Annotated in this window: 17 protein-coding genes; 4 read left to right on the top strand and 13 right to left on the bottom strand. The window is 74.3% G+C overall.

What is annotated here, in order from left to right; genetic code table 11:
• Nucleotide 1: 1 nt before the first annotated feature.
• The 13 genes from BM064_RS15320 to BM064_RS15260 form a co-directional block, all read right to left on the bottom strand.
• The gene (locus BM064_RS15320) at nt 2-1,264 is read right to left on the bottom strand and encodes a CIS tube protein (RefSeq protein WP_092860778.1); all 1,263 of its coding nucleotides are present in this window, start codon (nt 1,262-1,264) and stop codon (nt 2-4) included.
• Entirely contained in the window at nt 1,261-1,788 is a 528-nt protein-coding gene (locus BM064_RS15315) for a phage tail protein (RefSeq protein WP_092860776.1), read from the bottom strand. The genes BM064_RS15320 and BM064_RS15315 overlap by 4 nt, the downstream gene beginning before the upstream one ends.
• Entirely contained in the window at nt 1,788-3,407 is a 1,620-nt protein-coding gene (locus BM064_RS15310; protein WP_092860774.1) for a hypothetical protein, read from the bottom strand. The genes BM064_RS15315 and BM064_RS15310 overlap by 1 nt, the downstream gene beginning before the upstream one ends.
• A 4-nt stretch (nt 3,408-3,411) precedes the next feature.
• Complete coding sequence (locus BM064_RS15305) at nt 3,412-3,867, bottom strand: phage tail protein (protein WP_092860772.1); 456 nt, start codon at nt 3,865-3,867, stop codon at nt 3,412-3,414.
• A gap of 14 nt (nt 3,868-3,881) precedes the next feature.
• A complete protein-coding gene (locus tag BM064_RS15300) occupies nt 3,882-5,606 on the bottom strand; it encodes a phage tail sheath family protein (protein WP_092860770.1) in 1,725 nt (574 codons plus the stop codon).
• 60 nt (nt 5,607-5,666) lie between these two features.
• Nucleotides 5,667-6,485, bottom strand: coding sequence for a hypothetical protein (locus BM064_RS15295; RefSeq protein WP_092860768.1), 819 nt, complete (start codon nt 6,483-6,485; stop codon nt 5,667-5,669).
• Entirely contained in the window at nt 6,482-7,090 is a 609-nt protein-coding gene (locus BM064_RS15290; protein WP_092860766.1) for a Pvc16 family protein, read from the bottom strand. The genes BM064_RS15295 and BM064_RS15290 overlap by 4 nt, the downstream gene beginning before the upstream one ends.
• Nucleotides 7,090-7,353, bottom strand: a complete 264-nt coding sequence (locus BM064_RS15285) for a DUF3467 domain-containing protein (RefSeq protein WP_092860764.1) — start codon at nt 7,351-7,353, stop codon at nt 7,090-7,092. The genes BM064_RS15290 and BM064_RS15285 overlap by 1 nt, the downstream gene beginning before the upstream one ends.
• Nucleotides 7,354-7,568: 215 nt before the next feature.
• Nucleotides 7,569-8,192, bottom strand: coding sequence for a bifunctional 4-hydroxy-2-oxoglutarate aldolase/2-dehydro-3-deoxy-phosphogluconate aldolase (gene eda, locus BM064_RS15280; protein ID WP_092860762.1), 624 nt, complete (start codon nt 8,190-8,192; stop codon nt 7,569-7,571).
• Nucleotides 8,193-8,385: 193 nt separating this feature from the next.
• On the bottom strand, nt 8,386-10,191 hold the full coding sequence (gene edd, locus BM064_RS15275) for a phosphogluconate dehydratase (protein WP_092860760.1): 1,806 nt from the start codon (nt 10,189-10,191) through the stop codon (nt 8,386-8,388).
• Nucleotides 10,192-10,248: 57 nt separating this feature from the next.
• Nucleotides 10,249-10,956 carry a 6-phosphogluconolactonase gene (pgl, locus tag BM064_RS15270; RefSeq protein WP_342741372.1) on the bottom strand — a complete coding sequence of 236 codons (708 nt, stop codon included), beginning with the start codon at nt 10,954-10,956 and terminating at the stop codon, nt 10,249-10,251.
• Nucleotides 10,953-12,419, bottom strand: coding sequence for a glucose-6-phosphate dehydrogenase (gene zwf / locus BM064_RS15265; RefSeq protein ID WP_092860758.1), 1,467 nt, complete (start codon nt 12,417-12,419; stop codon nt 10,953-10,955). The genes pgl and zwf overlap by 4 nt, the downstream gene beginning before the upstream one ends.
• On the bottom strand, nt 12,419-13,378 hold the full coding sequence (locus BM064_RS15260; RefSeq protein WP_092860756.1) for a carbohydrate kinase family protein: 960 nt from the start codon (nt 13,376-13,378) through the stop codon (nt 12,419-12,421). Before BM064_RS15260 ends, zwf begins: the two co-directional genes overlap by 1 nt.
• Before the next feature lie 229 nt (nt 13,379-13,607).
• On the opposite strand from BM064_RS15260, the gene BM064_RS15255 reads away from it, so the two are divergent.
• The 4 genes from BM064_RS15255 (at nt 13,608) to BM064_RS15240 (ending at nt 17,990) form a co-directional block, all read left to right on the top strand.
• Nucleotides 13,608-14,867 (top strand): ROK family transcriptional regulator, encoded by a 1,260-nt coding sequence (locus BM064_RS15255; RefSeq protein ID WP_218161049.1) that lies wholly within the window; start codon nt 13,608-13,610, stop codon nt 14,865-14,867.
• A gap of 55 nt (nt 14,868-14,922) precedes the next feature.
• A complete protein-coding gene (locus tag BM064_RS15250) occupies nt 14,923-15,606 on the top strand; it encodes an HAD family hydrolase (protein WP_092860752.1) in 684 nt (227 codons plus the stop codon).
• Complete coding sequence (locus BM064_RS15245; RefSeq protein ID WP_092860750.1) at nt 15,603-16,559, top strand: sugar-binding transcriptional regulator; 957 nt, start codon at nt 15,603-15,605, stop codon at nt 16,557-16,559. The genes BM064_RS15250 and BM064_RS15245 overlap by 4 nt, the downstream gene beginning before the upstream one ends.
• Nucleotides 16,560-16,679: 120 nt before the next feature.
• Nucleotides 16,680-17,990, top strand: a complete 1,311-nt coding sequence (locus tag BM064_RS15240; protein WP_092860748.1) for an ABC transporter substrate-binding protein — start codon at nt 16,680-16,682, stop codon at nt 17,988-17,990.
• Nucleotides 17,991-18,158 lie beyond the last annotated feature (168 nt).

Genomic DNA, 18,158 nt, shown 5'->3' with positions numbered 1-18,158 from the left:
CCTATCCTTTCGTCGTCGAGAAGCTGACCGAGCGCCGGACCCCGGCGTTCAGCCCCGAAGAGCCGCCGGCCGTCGCCCGCCCCGTCACGTCGAACCCCGCCGTGCCCGAAGGCGGCGGCGGCAGCAGGCGCGAGGGGTCGAGCGTGCTCGCCAGCGGCGTCTTCGACCCGCCCAAGCCCGAGAACGCCCCCGCCGAGGCCGAGGCCCCCGCCGACGCCGAACTCCCGAACGCCGCCCCCGCCGTCGCGCCGAAACTCCCCCCGGCCGAGGCCCCGAAGCCCCCGCCCGCCGACGCCCCGAACCCACCGCCGGCGGACGCCCCGAACCCGCCTCCAGCCGAAGCTCCGAACCCGCCTCCGGCGGAGGCGCCGAACCCGCCTCCGGCCGACGCTCCAAAGCCTCCGCCCGCGGAGGCGCCGATCCCGCCGCCGAAGCCGCCGGAGACGCCGGCCGAGGCGCGCGCGCCCACGCCGAAACCCACGCCCGCGGTCGCCGAGGCGCCGAAGCCCGCGCCCGCGGACGCCCCGAACCCCGCGCCGGCCGAGGCGCCGAACCCGGCCCCCGCCCCGGCCGAGGCCCCGAAGCCCGCCGAGACCCCCGCCCCCACGGAGGCCGAGGCCTGGAACCCCGCCGCGGCCCGCAGCGTCACCCCGCCGCCGACGCCCACGGCCCCGCCGCCGGGCATCCGCATGCTCTCGAGCCCGTTGTCGGCCGCCACCCTGCGCCCCGCGCCGGGGTCGCCCGCGTCGGTCGCCACCTGCGCCGCGCCGAAGCCGCCCTCGGGCGCCGTGCGCACCGCCGCGCTCTCGGGCGAGCCGGGGGCGACCTGGTCGCCCACCTCCGCCTCGCCCACCTGCTGCATCACGATCTGGACGGCGGCGCGCAGGGGCACGCCCTCGGCCGACCAGAACTCCAGCGTCTCGTTGAGGCTCTCGATCACGCCCGCGAACAGGAACCGCCCCCAGGTGAACGACACCCGCGGCGGCTGGGTGGGACTGGCCGTCGCCACCACCGCCATCGCCTTGATCGCGCCGGTCTTGTCGCGCACGTCGGCGCCGTCCTCGGTGGAGTCGAAGACCAGCTCCATCTCCAGCTTGGCGGTGGTCGAGCGGGTGTGCTGCGCGGCCGTCCCCTCGCCCCCGCCCTGCCCCTCCTCCTGGAGCTTGTTGGTCAGCGAGACCTTCAGCGTCGCGGGGTTGAAGTCGACCGCCTGCTCCGCGCCCCCGTCGAGGTTGCGGAACTTGCCGAGCGCGAGGTCGGTCATGACGCGACCTCCATCTCCAGCCCCTCGTGGACGAGGTGCAGCTCCTCCACCGCCAGGTCCGCCGACTGGGCGTTGAGGTCGCCCGCGCGGAACTTCACCGGCATCGCCCGGCGGAGCGTCCAGCCGAACACCGGCTCGGCGCCGCGCAGCATGGTCACGGTCACGTCGCCCCGCATCCCCCAGGCCCCGTTGAGGGCGGCCGCCTCGCCCGACGCCCCCGGCGCGGGCGGCGCGCCGGCGAAGGCCGCGAACCACGACCACAGGTGCCGGCTCTCGACCACGCCGCGCTTGAGCACCACGGTCGCGAAGGTCACCGGCCCCGCCTTCTGCACCGGCCCGTAGTTGCGCCCCCCCGCCGGGATCGCGCGCGCCTCCATCGTGGCCTCGAGCCCGGTCACGTCCGAGAACCCGCCCAGCAGCGGCCCGTCGACCCGGGCGAAGGCCGGCAGGTCGAAGCTGACGTGGAACTGGAAGGCCAGCAGCGGGACCGAGCGGTCCTCCCCCGAGGGCGCGACGACGGCCATCAGACCAGCCCCTCCCGGGCGCGCGAGAGGGCGAGCGAGACCGTCACCTGCTGGATCGGCTGGGCGGCGCGGAAGGTCACCTCCGCGATCACCCGGCCCTGGTCGAGATCGGCCTGGGTCATCGTCTCCCGCCCGCAGCGCACGGTCCAGGCGGGGGCGCCGGCGAAGGCGCCGGCCTCGCGCAGCCGCTCCATCAGCGATCCCAGCGCGGCGCGGGTCTCGGCCCACAGCGCCTCGCCCGAGGGCTCGAAGAGGTGGTCGTGGCCAAGCTCGCGCGCCGCCCGCTCGATCACCCCGATCAGGCGCGAGACGCCGCCCGCCCGCCCCTCGCGCGCCACCGCCGCGGTGGCGTCGGAGACGAGCTTGAAGCCGGAGGTTCCGCGCGCCAGCAGCGTCAGCCGGTCGCCCGCCCAGTCCGCCCCGCCCGCGGCCCCGGGCGCCAGCCCGCGGGCCAGCTCCCCCGAGCCCAGCTCGGGCGAAAGCCGGCTCGCCTGCAGCGCCTCGCGCCCCGCGGCCGAGCGATGCGCGCCCAGCGCCAGGGCGGAGCGGGCGATGAGCCCCGCCGCGATCCCCTCCGCCCCCTCCAGCCCCTCGGGACCGGAGGCGGCGCCGGGGGTGGCGACCCAGGGGTAGGCGAGCTGCAGCCGGCGCGAGCCCAGCCAGCTTTCCGACAGCGCCGAGGTCCCGTCGCCGATCGGCTCGACGGCCGCCAGCACCTCGAGCGGGGCCAGCGGATCGCCCGCGCCCGGCGCGGGGCGCGGCAGGCTCGCGACCAGGATCGCGTCGCGGCGGTGATGGGCGCCGCCCGGCGCCTCGGCCAGCGCCAGCGCGTGGCGCAGGGCGCGGGCCCAGGTGGCGAAACCGTCGGCGTCGAGGCGCGGCGCCTCCAGCGGCAGGGGCGCGGGCGTGGCGGCCTCCTCCGATACCAGCGGCCCGCAGGGGCGGAAGGCCTCGGGCGGGGGCGGCGGCGCGGGGATCACGGCGGCGGGGGCCGGGGGGCCGGCGCAGAGCTCCGGCAGGTCCGGCAGCAGCAGCATCGCCGCCTCGTCGATCCCCAGCAGATGCGCCGCGCCCCGCCAGGTCCCGGGGTCCTGGGCGGAGACCGGCATCCCGATCCCCTCGAACCCCGGCAGCAGGGGCGCGAACTCGGCGGTCAGCTCGTCGATGGCGGCGAGCGACAGGCGCCGCCGACGCACGAGGCGATGGGCGGCCGCGTCCTCGCCCGGCACGACGACCGGCAAGGGATCGCCGGTGCGCACGATCCAGGCCTTTCGCCCGCCCTGCGCGAAGAAGCTGCGCACCGCGAGGCCCATCGGGCTCGGAACCGGCCGCGCATCCCCCGGCGAGGCCGTGCGCCCCCGCCAGTCGAACAGCGCGTCGAAAGCGTCCCAGCTCTCCACCGGCACGGGGCAGTCGAGCAGCGCCTCGACCGCCGCGGGGCCGCGGGCGAAGGGGCCGGCGCCGGCCCAGCCGGCCTCTTCCAGCAGGGCCAGGAGAGCCTCGGGCACGGGGGCCTCGCGCCGCGCCAGCAGCCCTGCGAACAGGGCCACGTCGGCGCGCGCGCTCAGCCCCGCGCCGGGGGCGGGGAGGTGGGAGAAGAAGACGCCCGGGCGCGGCATGGTCTCAGACGTCCGCCCACTCGAAGCCCTCGGCGGCGATGACCAGCTCCTCCATCGCCACGTCGGAGCCGCCCTTGGCCGCGAAGGTCGGGCCGGTCCACTTCATCGGCCGCGCATTGATCAACTTCCAGCGCAGCACCGGCTCCTGCATCTCGTCCATCATGGTGATCAGCACCGGGCGGGCGGTGAACGGGCTGGTGCGGGTCGCCTTCACCCAGTCCCAGAAGTTGGTCAGTCCCATCACGCCGCGCTTGAGCGTCACGTCCGAGACCTTGTGGAGCCCGGGCAGCTTCCGCACCCGGTTCTCCTTGTCGTTGCCCTGCCGGTACTCGATCAGGGTGATCTCGGTGCCGAGGCCCGAGACGTCGGTGAACCCGCCCAGCGCCGAGCTTTCGTCCGGCCCGTCGCCGATGTTCACCAGGAAATTCGTCGCCGCCCAGGGCGTCTCGCGAACAGCCATCTCTCAGCCCTTTCTCAGCCGTCCGCTCCGGCCGTCTTCTGGCCGATGCGGAAGATCACGAACTCGGCGGGCTTCAGCGCAGCCACGCCGACGAGGCAGACCAGCCGCCCGTTGTCGATGTCGTTCTGGGTCATGGTGTCCCGGCCGCAGCGCACGAAGAACGCCTCCGCGGGCGTCGCGCCCAGCAGCGCGCCCGAGACCCATTCGTTGTAGAGGAAGTCGGCGACGGTCGTGCGGACGTTGTCCCACAGCCGCTCGCCGTTGGGCTCGAACACCGCCCACTGCGTGCCCCGGTCGATCGAGGCCTCGAGGTAGAGGAAGTAGCGCCGCACCGGCACGTATTTCCACTCGGGGTCGGACGACGCGGTGCGCGCCCCCCACACCCGGATGCCGCGGTTGGGCAGCGCCCGGATGCAGTTGATCCCCAGCGGGTTCAGCACCTCCTGCTCGCCGAAGCGCACGTGGCGCTGCAGGCCCACGGCGCCGGTGACGGTCTCGTTCGCCGGCGCCTTCCACACGCCCCGCTCGATGTCGGTGCGCGCGTAGATCCCGCAGACCGCCCCCGCCGGCGGCACGTCGATGCGCCCCGGGGCCAGCGGATCGGTCGCCGCCAGCGGATTGGAGATGGTGATCCACGGGTAATAGAGCGCGGCGTGGGAGCTATCGAGCCCGCTCTTGGTCGTCCGCACCTGGGCGATGGTCTGCTGGGAGGCCGTCTCCAGCACCGCGATGCGGTAGGAGCGCCGGGTCTCGGCCGAGGCGATCAGCGCCTGGTTGATGCCCGCCGCGCTGCCGATCTCGGCTCCACCGGGGGCCGCGATGATCGACACGTCCTCCAGCGCCAGCAGGGTGTTCAGCGCCTCGGTGTAGACCGCGGGCGTGGGGGCGGCGTTGCCGTCCGTGCCCCCGCTCAGCGCCACCGTGCGCCCGGAGCCGTTCGCCCGGCACAGCGCCTGGCGCAGCACCGGGGCGGTGGTGTCGTCCTCGACGTCGAGGCGCACCGGATTGGCCAGCGCGTCGTCGCCGTTGGGCGGGCTCGCCCCCATCACCGTGCCCGCATAGCGCGGATGCAGCGGGTGGAAGCCGAGGTCCGCGGCCTCCCAGATCACGCCCGAGGGATCCTCGACCGTGACCGCGCAGCTCACCAGCGACAGCGCGCCCGCGTCGGCCAGCCCGTCGAAGGCGGTGGCGTCGGCGGCCGAGGTCACCATCGGGTTGGTGCCGATCACGTAGTAGTCGTCCGCGATCCGCACCATCGTTCCCGCCGGCTTGCGCAGGGCGATGGCCTTGGTGGACTCGGTCTGCACCTGGGCGAAGGCCACGCGGAAGTTGGCCTCCGACCCCGCGATCCGGGCCCCGCCGGGCGCGCGCGCGCTCAGCGACACGCCCGAGTCCGCCGGCCCGAACTCGCCCGAGGCCGCGGTCGCCGCCGCCGCCCCCGCGATCCGCGCGACGTAGAGCCGCCCGCCCCCGTTGGCGAAGAACGCCTGCACGGCGAGCGCGAGGTAGTTGGGCGTCGCCGCCCCGTTGATCCTCAGCGGATCGGGCCCGCCGTAGACCCGCTCGAAATCCGAGACCGAGGTCAGCAGCGGCGGGACCACGGCGTTCGCGCCCGAGCTGATCGGGCCCCGCGCGCAGGGCCCGACGAAGGCGGCGGTCGAGGTGCCGACCCCCGCGATGGATTTTGCGCGGAAGCTGGTCTCTTCCACGTAGACGGCAGGAGCGAGATATTCCGGCATCGGGCGCCTCCAGGCGGTGGTCGTCAGGGCGCTCGGGCCCAGGGGTTGCAGGTCAGGCGGTCAGGCGGGGGTCCAGGTCAGGGCGGCGGTCGCGAGCCGCCCGGGGCGGAGCTCGACGGTCGCGGTCGGCGTGGTCTCGATCGCGGGGTCCGCGATCAGCAGGGCGGCGAGGATCGCGTCGGGGTCCGGGAACCCCGTCCGCCGGGCCGCGAAGGCGGCGCGGGCGGCGGCGATCTCCCCGGGCGCGTGCAGCCGCACGCCGGGCCCGTCGATCGCCGCATCCACGTCCACCTCGAGATCCGCGAGCACCGTGGCCCCCGGCCCGGGCGAGGCGATGGGCAGGCCCGCGAGGCGCACCAGCGCCTCGCCCGCGGGCCCGGTGATCCCGAGCGCCTCGGCATGGGGCCCGCCGGGACGCACGCGCACCACCGCGCCCTCGACCGCGCGGCCGTCGACATGGCGCACCGCGACCAGCAGCGCGGCCTCCAGCCCCTCCGCCCGGGCGCGCTGGCCGGGAAGCAGGCGGATCTCGGCGGGGCTGAGCAGGCTCTCGCCCGCCTCCGGGTCCGGGTCGCGCGGCAGGGCCAGCGCGGCGCGGCGCGGGGCGAGCGCCGGGTCCACCGGGCGCAGGTCGAGCGTCAGGATCTCCGCGCCGACCGCCGGGGCGCCGGGCAGGACGTCGAAGGCCGCGGCGTGCTCTTCCAGACCCGGCGCGCGCAGCAGCAGCAGCGCGCCGTCGCGCTTGCGCGACCAGCGCAGGGACCGCGGATCCAGCCCCTCGGCCCGCGCCTCGACGGGCGAGGTCACCGGGGCCCCGACGGCGTCCACGAAGCGCAGGGCGGCCAGCAGTCGGCGGTCGAGCAGCTCGAAGACCGTCATGGCGTCCCCTCCGTCAGGGGGTCCGCGTCGGCGAAGCCGAAACGGGTGGCGACCACCGGCGGGCCCGTCTCCGGCCGGCCGTAGCTCAGCCGGATCACCCGGGCGCGGAAAGTGGCCGACAGGCGATAGCGCAGCTGCAGCGCCGACCAGATCCGGAACAGGTCGTCGGTCGCGAGGCTCTCGGGCACGATCTGGAGGGTCTCGTCGCGCTCCCACGCGTCGCCGGCCAGCAGGGACCGGTCGAGCAGCGAATAGCGGCTCAGCTCCAGCATCGCCCAGGCGAGCACCCCGTGCTCCTCGGCGGCCGAGGACGCCCAGGGCACCACCAGATACCCCAGCTCGACGGCGATCGAGACGCGGTCGGCCTTCTCGCGCGCCGGCAGGCGGGCCACCGGCTGCTCGGAGCGTGTCACGCTGTAACAGCAGATCGTCAGCCCCGCGTTCGGCGGCTGGGCCGAGGTCAGCCGCGCGGTGCCGACCTGGGAGATGTCGAGCCCAGCCGGCACCGGCCCCAGCACGTCCTGCTCGGCCATCAGGTCGCGGCGCGCGCGCAGCAGCTGCACGACGCTCTCGCCCGCCTGGTGGATCGCGGCGAGGCCGGCCATCAGCCCTCCCCCCCCTGCGGTCCCAGCGCGCCGTAGCGGCGTTCGTAGTCGGCGATGGCGGCGGCGAGCGCGTCGCGGAACAGCGGCATGTTCGCCGGCGCCGTCACCAGCCGCGCCCCGGCCACGGGGACGGGCCCGCCGAAGGCCTGCAGGAAGTCGAGCGTGAACTCGGCCAGCGTGAACTCCACCGCGAGCGCGTTGACATAGGCGCGGGGGGCCGCGTCCTGCGTCTCGTTGCGTCCATGTTCGGTGGTCTGGGCCATGCCATGCTCCGATCCGGTGTCGGAGGATGAAATGGCAAGCGCCGTGCCAAGGGCGCAAAGCTTTGAAATCGCTGAGAAAGAAATTTCGGTGCGGGCCGGGCGTTACAGCCCGGCGTTACAGGTGCGTCTCGCGGGCGTAACGGGAGTTACGCAGGGTGAGACAGGGGGCGGGAGAGGGGCCGCCGGACGGGATCCGGCGCCCTGCCCCGCGGCGCTCAGACCGGCAGCGCGGCGGCCTCGGCGGCGAGCGTCTCGATCCCCGCCCAGTCCCCCGCCGCCATCAGCTTCGCGGGCGCGACCCAGGATCCGCCCACGCAGACCACGTTGGACAGGCCGAGGTAATCCTTCGCATTGCCCAGCCCGATCCCCCCGGTGGGGCAGAAGGAGACGCCGGCGAGCGGGCTCGCCCAGGCCTTCAGCACCGGCGCGCCGCCATTGGCCTCGGCGGGGAAGAACTTCAGATGGGTCAGCCCCCGCTCCATCCCCGCCATCGCCTCGGAGGGCGTGGCGACGCCGGGCAGCATCGGCAGGCCCGCATCCTCCGCCGCGTCCAGCACCCGGTTCGAGAGGCCCGGCGAGACGCCGAACCGCGCCCCCGCCTCGACCGCCGCGTAGACGTCGGCCGGCGTCATCAGCGTGCCCGCGCCGACCACGGCGTCGGGGGCGGCGTCGACCATGGCGCGGATCGCGTCCAGCGCGCAGGGGGTGCGCAGGGTCACCTCCAGCGCCTTCAGCCCCCCGGCCGAGAGCGCCCTGGCCAGCGGCGCGGCATGGGCCAGCTCCTCGACGATCAGCACCGGGACGACGGGGGCGAGGCGGCAGACGTCCTCGATCTTCATGGCGTTTCCTTTCGATCCGCGGGGCGCGCGGGGGACGGCGCCCGATGTTCAGGCCCGCGCCCGGCCCGGGGGGCGGGGGCGCCCCGGGGCCTGACCCGGGACCTCCCGCGGTCCGCCGCCGGGCGCCCTCCCCGCCGGGTCGCCGGAGGCCCCGGGTCAGGCCCGGGGCCCGCAAGGGGCGCGCAGGCCTCGCTCAGACCACCACCGCCGCGCCGGTCTCGGCGGCGCCGACCGAGGCGCGGAAGGCGGCGAAGAGCTCGCGCCCGATGCCCTCGTGATTGGCGCTCAGGTCCGGGCGGGCGGGCTCGCGCGCTTCGAATTCCTCGGCGGGGACCAGCACTTCCAGCGTGCCGGCGGTCGCGTCCAGCCGGATCATGTCGCCGTCGCGGATGCGCGCGATCGGGCCGCCGTCGGCCGCCTCCGGCGAGAGGTGGATCGCCGCGGGCACCTTGCCCGAGGCGCCCGACATCCGCCCGTCGGTCACCAGCGCCACCTTGTGCCCGCGATCCAGCGTGACGCCCAGCGGCGGGGTCAGCGAATGCAGCTCGGGCATGCCGTTGGCCCTGGGCCCCTGGAAGCGGACCACCACGATCAGGTCGCGGTCGAACTCGCCGGCCTTGAAGGCGGCCTTCACCGCCTCCTGGTCGTGGAAGACGCGGGCCGGCGCCTCGATCACATGGTTCTCGGGCTTCACCGCCGAGACCTTGATCACCGCCTTGCCCAGGTTCCCCCCCAGCAGCCGCAGCCCGCCGGTCTTCTGGAAGGGCTCCGAGGCGGGGCGCAGGATGTCGCGGTTCAGGCTCTCGCCCGCGCCCGCCTCCCAGGCCACCCGCTCGCCCGCCAGCTTCGGCTCGGCGGTGTAGCGGCTCAGGCCCGGGCCGGCGACGGTCTTCACGTCCTCGTGCAGCAGGCCGGCCGAGAGCAGCTCGCCGATCATGCAGCCCAGGCCCCCGGCGGCGTGGAAGTGGTTCACGTCGGCGATCCCGTTGGGATAGACGCGCGCCATCAGCGGCGTGACGGCGCTGATCTCGGCCATGTCCGACCAGTCGATCAGCACCCCCGCCGCGCGCGCCATCGCCACCAGGTGCAGCACCAGGTTGGTCGAGCCGCCGGTGGCGTTCAGCCCCACCATGCCGTTGACGAAGGCCTTCTCGTCCAGCACCTCGGAAACCGGGGTGAATTCGTTCCCCTTCGCCGTGATCGCCAGCGCCCGGCGGGCGGCCTCGGCGGTCAGCGCGTCGCGCAGCGGCGTGTTGGGGTTCACGAAGCTCGCGCCCGGCAGGTGCAGGCCCATGAACTCCATCAGCATCTGGTTGGTGTTGGCGGTGCCGTAGAAGGTGCAGGTGCCGGGACCGTGGTAGGAGGCCATCTCGGCCTTCAAGAGCTCGTCCCGCCCGATCTCGCCCGCGGCGAAGAGCTGGCGGATGCGCGACTTCTCGTCGTTGGGCAGGCCCGAGGGCATCGGGCCTGCAGGCGCGAAGATCGCCGGCAGGTGGCCGAAGGTGGCGGCCGCGATCACCAGGCCCGGCACGATCTTGTCGCACACGCCCAGGTACATCGCCGCATCGTAGCAGTTGTGGCTCAGCGCCACCCCGGCCGCCAGCGCGATCACGTCGCGCGAGAAGAGCGACAGCTCCATCCCCGGCTGGCCCTGGGTGACCCCGTCGCACATCGCCGGCACCCCGCCCGCGACCTGCGCCGTGCCGCCGGCCTCGCGCGCGGCGGCCTTGATCAGGTCGGGGAACCGCTCGAACGGCTGATGGGCCGAGAGCATGTCGTTGTAGGCGGTGACGATGCCGATGTTGCCGCCCCGCTCCTCGGCGATGGGCGCCTTGTCGGGGCCCATGGCGGCGGTGACATGGGCCATGTTCCCGCAGCTGAGATGCGCGCGGGCGGGGCCCGCCTCCACCGCCCGCTCGACGCGGGCGAGATAGGCGCCCCGCGCGGCGGCGGATCGGGCGCGGATACGGTCGGTGACGGCCTCGATGGTCGGGTTCATGACGTCCTCCTGCCGGCCGGGTCCGATGTCCGAGGGGGCCCCCGGCCTGGTGGGTCTCTAGTCGGCGTAATGCACCGTCGCGCCCTCCAGCACGGCGCAGATCGGGGCGCGGGTCGGGTCGCCCAGCGCCACGGCGCGCTCCAGCGCGCGCATCTTGTCGTGGCCCTGGATCAGGATGTGCCGCTCGGCGGCGCGCAGCACGCGGGCCGAGAGGGTGATGCGCGGCTCCTCCGCCCCCGGCGCGCGGATCGCGACGGCGGGGGGCGCGTCGGGCGACAGCGCCTCCTCCAGCCCCAGCGCATCGGGGAACATCGAGGCGGTGTGCATGTCGTCGCCCATGCCCAGCACGGCGACGTCGAGCGGCAGCGCCACCTGCTCGAGCGTCAGGTTGACCGCATGCAGCGCCTGCGCGGGCTCCGCCCCGCCGCCGTAGAGGGGCACGAACTCGGCCGCCGCGGCGGCGCCGTGGAACAGCGTCTCCCCCAACAGCTTCTGGTTCGAGCGGGCCGAGATCGGCGGCACCCAGCGCTCGTCCGTCAGGGTCACCGCGACCAGGCCCCAGGGCGCGTCGCTCTCGCCCAGCAGCTTGAGCATCAGGCCCGGCGTGGTCCCGCCGGGCACGGCGAGGCTGGCGGAGTTCTTCGCCTTGACCGCCGCGCTCAGCCGCCCCGCCACCAGGTCGGCGAGGCCGCCCGCCTGGTCGTCGCGGCTGTCGTAGGCGATGATCTGGGGCATGGTCATGGCATCGGGCCGGGCCTCGGTCATGTGGCGATCTCCCTCCAGCGCCGCCCGTCGCGATGCAGCAGCATCAGCGCGTCCTCGGGACCCGACGAGCCGGGATCGTAGGAAACGGGGCGGTCCCCCCTTTCTTCCCATCCCGCGATGATCGGGTCGACCCATTCCCACGCCGCCTCGACCTCGTCGCCGCGCATGAACAGGGTCTGGTCGCCGCGGATCACGTCCATCACCAGCCGCTCGTAGGCGTCGGGCATCCGCAGCTTCGACGACGACATGGCGTCGGCGAAGGTCATGTCCAAGACCGCGGGCGCAAGGCGCATGCCCCCCGGGCCCGGGTCCTTGATGGTCATGCCCAGGGTGATGCCCTCGTCGGGCTGCAGGCGGATCGCCAGCACGTTCTGCGCCCAGCGCCCGGAGGCGGCGGGGAAGATCGAGTGCGGCGCCTCCTTGAACACCACCGCGATCTCCGAGACGCGGGTGCGCAGGCGCTTGCCGGTGCGCAGGTAGAAGGGCACGCCCGACCAGCGCCAGTTGGCGACCTCGGCCTTGAGCGCCACGTAGCTCTCGGTGCGGCTGTCGGGGGATTCCGCGTCCTCGCGGTAGCTCGCCGTGCCGTTGGCCGCCGCATACTGGCCGCGCACCACGTCCTCGGGGTGGTCGTGGGGGGCGAGCGCGCGGAGCACCTTGAGCTTCTCGTCGCGCACCGCGTCCGGCTCGAAACGGCCCGGCGGCTCCATGGCGATCAGGCACAGAAGCTGGAGCATGTGGTTCTGCACCATGTCGCGCATCGCGCCGACGCCGTCGTAATAGGGGCCGCGCCCCTCGACGCCCACGGATTCAGCCACCGTGATCTGCACGTGGTCGATGTGGCGGGCGTTCCACAGCGGCTCGAACAGCGCGTTGGCGAAGCGCAGCGCCATCAGGTTCTGGACCGTCTCCTTCCCCAGGTAATGGTCGATCCGGTAGACCTGATGTTCGTGGAAATGGGCGGCCAGCGTGGCGTTGAGCTCGCGGGCCGAGGCGAGGTCGTGGCCCAGCGGCTTCTCGATCACGATGCGGCTGTCGGCGCCCGACAGGCCGGCCTCGTGGATGCGCTCGGCCATCGGGCCGAAGAAGCGGGGCGCGACCGAGAGATAGAAGGCCCGCGGCCGCCCCTCGCGCGGGGGCATGGCGGCGGCGAGGTCCGACCAGCCCTCCGACGAGGTGGCGTCGACCTGGGCGTAGTCGATGCAGGACAGGAACCGCTTCTGCGTCTGCGCGTCGAGATCGGCGGGGCGCACGAACTCCTCCAGCGCCTCGGCGGCCATGTTGCGGAACGCGTCGGCCGAGAGGTCCGAGCGGGCGGCCCCGACGATGCGGGCCGCGTCGGGCATCTGGCCGTCGTGCAGGCGGTGGTAGAGCGCCGGGATCAGCTTGCGCCGCGCGAGGTCTCCGGTGGCGCCGAAGACCACCAGGTCGAAGGGATCGACGGGAACGACGCGGGCGACCATCAGCGGTCCTCCGTGCGGGGGGCTGGAGAGGCGAGCTCGGCGCGCCGCGGCAGGTCCGCGCCGCGGCGCGAACAGGTGACGGCGGCGGCGCGCACCGCGAAGTCGAGCAGCGCCGAGACGTCGTCCGCCCCAAGGGCTTCGACGGCGGCGCGGGCGGTGGCGCCGCGCTCGGCCAGCCCCGCGATCAGGGCGGCCTGGAAGGTGTCGCCGGCGCCCACGGTGTCGATCACCTCGACCCGGCGCCCGGGCGCCTCGATCCGCCCGGCGGGGCCGAAGGCGACCGCGCCCTGCGCGCCCCGCGTGACCACGACCAGCGCCGCGCCCTTCGCGCGCCAGTCCGCGGCGATCTCGTCGATGGTGCGGCCGGGATGGAGCAGGCCCAGGTCCTCGTCCGAGACCTTCACCACGTCCGCGCAGGCGAGGAACGACTCGAGCCGCGCCAGCCAGACGCCGATCTCCGGCTCGATGGTCAGGCGCACGTTGGGGTCGAGGGTCAGCAGGCGGCGGCCGCGCTCGCGCTCGAACAGCGCCAGCAGCGTCGAGCCGACGGGCTCGACCACCAGCGAATAGCTGCCCGCGTGCAGGCCCCAGGTCTCCGGTCCCGGCGTCGGCAGGTCGGAGAGGGTCAGCGCGCGGTCGGCGGCGCCCTCGCCATAGAACGCATAGCGCGGGGAGCCGTCGGCGCCGAGGTCCACCAGGCTGATCGTGCTGGGATTCGCGGTGCGCACCAGGGCCGAGGTCCCCACGCCCTCGCGCTCCAGCGCCGCCGTCAGCCGCTCGCCCAGGCGGTCGGTCGACAGGCCCGTGAACAGCGCGACGCCCTGCTCCAGCCGCGCCAGACCGACGGCCACGTTGAACGGCGAGCCGCCCACGCGCGCATCGAAGGAAAGCCCCGCGCCCTCCCCCGCGCCTTCGATCGCGAACAGGTCCCACAGGGCCTCGCCGCAGACGAGAAACATCGACCGTCGCCTCCCTGACCAGCGCCTCCCCGAACCCTCGCCGCGCCCGCCGCCGCGCGCAAGCCTGTTGCAGGCGCGACCGGTCCGCGGCCCCGCGGCAAGAGCGCAGGAGCCGGCGGACCCGGCCACACAGCCCCTCGATTCGTCAACAAATAAATCAGATCGGTTGATTTAATCGAACTCCTGCGGATAGCGTTCGGTCGACGGGATGGAGAGGGGGGACGGAGCGATGCGGGGGGGGGATGCGGGCGGGCTGAGGGCCTTCAACGAGCGGCGGGTGATCGACGCCGTGCTGCGCGCCGGCGCCCTGTCGAAGGCGGAGGTCGCGCGCGCCACGGGGCTCAGCGGGCAGTCCGCCTCGGTGATCGTCGAGCGGCTGGTCGAGCAGGGGCTGCTCGCCAAGGGCGACAAGGTCCGGGGACGGGGGCAGCCCTCGACCCCGGTCTCGGTCGCGGGCTCGGGGGCGTTCTCGCTGGGGGTGAAGATCGGACGACGCTCGGTCGAGGCGCGGCTGATCGACCTGACCGGCGAGACGGTGGCCGAGCGCGCGACCCGGCTCGAGGCCCCCCTGCCCGGCCCGGTGATGGAGGCCGCCACCGGCCAGGCGCGCGAGCTGCTGGAGGCGATGAGCCCCGCCCACCGCGCGCGCCTGTGCGGCGTGGGCCTGGCCCTGCCCGGCGAGATGGACGCCTGGGCGGACGAGCTGGGCGCCCCCAAGGCCGCGCTCGCCGGCTGGCGGGCGGTCGACCCCGGCGCGATGCTGGCGGCGGCGACGGGGGCCGAGGTCTCGGTCTTCAACGACGCCGCGGCGGCCTGCGCGGCCGAGATGCTGACCGGCGAGGCGCTGGAGGCGGGCTGCGCGCTCTACGTCCATGTGGGCGCCTTCATCGGCGCGGGCGTGGTGCTCGACGGGCGGCTCTACCGCGGGGCGCGGCTGAACGCGGGGGCGCTGGGCTCGATGCCGCTGGCCGGGCGGGTCCCGGGGGCGAAGGGGCGCCAGCTGATCCACGCGGCCTCGGGCGTCGGGCTGGCGCGGCGGCTGCGCGCGGCGGGGATCGACGTCACCCGCGCCATGGCGGGCCTCGGCGGGGCGGAGGCGGATGCGCAGTTCGCCGACTGGCTGGCGGGCGCCGCGCCGGCGCTGGCGCGCGCGGTGGTCTCGGCGATGGCGGTGATCGACTTCGAGGCGGTGGCGATCGACGGCGTGCTGCCCCCCGCCTGGCGGCTGCGGCTGCTGGACGCGACCCACGAGGCGGTGCTGCGTTTCGACCGCACCGGGCTGAGCCCGGCGGAGCTGCGCGAGGGCACGATCGGGGGCGAGGCGCGGGTGCTGGGCGCGGCGCTTCTGCCCCTGCAGGCGCGGTTCTCGCCGGAGCCGGACCTGCTGATCAACCGCCGCCGCGCACGGGCCGCCGCGGGGCCGACGGCGCTGGACCCGGCGCCGGGCTTCGAAGCGCCCTCGCCCCATCTCGACCGGTGGAGGAGCTAGGCGCATGGGCCCGGGATTGCTAAGACACCGCCCGTCCAGGCCGGGAGGGGGCGCGATGCGGCGGATCGATCTGGTGATCTTCGACTGCGACGGGGTGTTGATCGACTCCGAGGCGATCAGCGCGCGGATGCTGGTCGAGGAGATGCGCACGCGCGGCATCGAGATCGACCTGGAATACGTCGCCCGCCACTTCCTCGGCCGCAGCTACCCGGTGGTGCTGAAGGTGATCCGCGAGGATTTCGGCGTCGACCTGCCCGAGGCCTTCGAGGCCGACTACCGCCGCCGCCTGCTGGCCGCCTTCGAGGCGGAGCTGACCGTCATGCCCGGGGTCGAGGCGGCGCTGGACCGCCTGGCGCGGCCCTACTGCCTCGCGACCTCGTCGAGCCCCGCGCGGCTGGCGCGCAGCCTCGAGATCACCGGGCTGAGCGGGCGGTTCGCGGGGCGGATCTCGACCGCCTCGGAGGTCGCGCGGGGCAAGCCCGCGCCGGACCTGTTCCTGCTGGCGGCCGAGCGCGCCGGCGTCGCGCCGGAGAACTGCCTGGTGATCGAGGACAGCCTGAACGGGGTCAAGGCGGCGCTGGCCGCGGGGATGGAGGCGTGGCGCTTCACCGGGGGCGCGCATTTCCGCGACATCGCCCTGCCCGACCCCGGCGAGCTGCGCGCGCACCGCGACTTCGCCCGATTCGAGGACTTCTTCGACCCCCGCCCCGAGCTCGCCCGCCCGGAGCGCGCGGCATGAGCGGCCGGCGCGAGGAGGAGACCGCGACGCCGCTCGACCAGGCGGCGCGGGCGGCGTGGCTCTACTACGTCGGCGGGGCCACGCAGGACCAGATCGCCGCCGAGATGGGGATCTCGCGCCAGCGGGCGCAGCGGCTGGTGGCCAAGGCCGTGGCCGAGGGGCTGATCCACGTGCGCCTCGAGCATCGGGTCAGCCGCTGCATGGAGCTGGAGCGGGCGCTGACCCGCAAATACGGGCTGAAGCGGGCGCGGGTGGCGCTGAGCCTCGGCAAGGGCGCCGATCCGGTGAAGGCGATCGCCCCGGTGGCGGCCGAGGAATTGGAAAGAATCTTCGCGACGCCGGAGCCGCTGGTGGTGGCGCTGGGGACCGGGCGCACGCTGCGCGCGATGGTCGAGGAGATGCGGGCCATCGACTGCCCGCAGCACCGCATCGCCTCGCTGAACGGGAACATGGCGCCGGACGGCACCGCCTCGGCCTTCGACGTGATCATGCGGGTCGCCGACAAGGTGCGCGCGCGCCACTACCCCATGCCCCTGCCGCTGGTGGCGGCGACGCCGGAGGAGCGGGACCTGTTCATCTCGCTGCCCCCCGTGGTCCGCGCCCGGGCGCTGGCCGAGAACGCCGACGTGGCCTTCGTGGGGGTCGGCGAGATGGGGGGCGAGCCGCCGCTGCTGAAGGACGGGTTCCTGACCGCCGAGGAGATCGGGGAGCTGCGCGCGCAGGGCGCGGTCGGCGAAATCACCGGCTGGGCCTACGACGATTCGGGGACCTACCTGCAGACCGGGGCCAACGCGCGCATCGCCGGCGTGCGGCTGGAGCGGGTCGCGGAAAAACTGATCGTGGCCATCGCTGCGGGCGCGAAGAAGCGCGCCGCGATCAAGGCCGCCCTGAAAGGCGGGCTGGTCAACGGGTTGATCACCGACGAGATCACCGCCGAGGCGCTGCTGTCCTGAGACGGCGCGTCCGGCCCTGAAATCATGCTGCACCGCAAAAGGCCCAAGGCCTTGACAGCGCTCGGCCGCATATGAGCAATTATTCGCAACCTAAGCAAGTTCTCATCCAGGGAGGAACACATGAGCTTGCGGACCAGCGCCCTCATGGGCGCCTGCGCGGTCATGGCTCTGGCCACGGCGGCGTCGGCCGAGACGACCATCACCGTGGCCACCGTGAACAACGGCGACATGATCCGGATGCAGGGGCTGACCTCGGACTTCGAGGCCAAGCACCCCGACATCAAGGTCGAGTGGGTGACGCTGGAGGAGAACGTGCTGCGCCAGCGCGTGACCACCGACGTCGCCACCAAGGGCGGCCAGTACGACGTGATGACCATCGGCACCTACGAGGTCCCGATCTGGGGCAAGCAGGGCTGGCTGGTGGGCCTGAACGACCTGCCCGAGAGCTATGACGTCGACGACCTGCTGCCCGCGATCCGGGGCGGCCTGACGGTGGACGGCACGCTTTACGCGGCGCCGTTCTACGGCGAGTCCTCGATGGTGATGTACCGCAAGGACCTGGTGGAGGCGGCCGGCCTGGAGATGCCCGAGGCGCCGACCTGGGACCAGGTGCGCGAGATCGCGGCGGCCACGACGGACAAGGCCAACGAGGTCTACGGCATCTGCCTGCGCGGCAAGGCCGGCTGGGGCGAGAACATGGCCTTCCTGACCGCCATGTCGAACTCCTTCGGCGCGAAGTGGTTCGACATGGAGTGGACCCCCCAGTTCGACAGCCCCGAGTGGAAGCGGACGCTGACCTTCTACCTCGACCTGATGGAGAACTACGGGCCTCCGGGCGCGTCTTCCAACGGGTTCAACGAGAACCTGGCCCTGTTCCAGACCGGCAAGTGCGCGATGTGGATCGACGCCACGGTGGCCGCGTCCTTCGTGACCAACCCCGACGAGTCCGAGGTCGCCGACCAGGTGGGCTTCGCGCTGGCGCCGGACAACGGCCTGGGCAAGCGCGGCAACTGGCTGTGGGCCTGGAACCTCGGCATCCCCGCGGGGACCGAGAAGGAGGAGGCCGCGAAGGCCTTCGTCGAGTGGGCGACCTCGAAGGAATACACCGAGCTGGTGGCCGAGAAGGAGGGCTGGGCGAACGTGCCGCCGGGCACGCGCACCTCGCTCTACGAGAACCCCGCCTACCTGGAGGCGGCGCCCTTCGCGCAGATGACGCTCGAGTCGATCGAGGCGGCCGATCCGCAGAACCCCACCGTGGACGAGGTTCCCTACGTGGGCGTGCAGTTCGTGGCGATCCCGGAGTTCCAGGGGCTGGGCACCGCGGTCGGGCAGCAGTTCTCGGCCGCCCTGGCGGGCCAGGTGACGGCGGAACAGGCGCTGGCCAACGCCCAGACCCTGACCGAGCGCGAGATGAAGCGGGCCGGCTACTGACCCGCTGAGGTCGGCGCCGCGGTTCCGGCCCACACCCGGACCGCCCGCTTCGGGGACCGGCGCGCGCTTCCTCGGCGCCGGTCCCCCAGCCCCAGGGACGGGGCTGGCGTCCTTCCCCCGAGGGCCGGCCCCGACCGCTCCCCCCCTTCGCCCCGCCGGGCGCGCGAC

It is taken from the genome of Albimonas pacifica (assembly GCF_900113695.1).
Taxonomy (GTDB): domain Bacteria; phylum Pseudomonadota; class Alphaproteobacteria; order Rhodobacterales; family Rhodobacteraceae; genus Albimonas; species Albimonas pacifica.
This window is presented reverse-complemented; position numbering and strand designations above follow the sequence as displayed.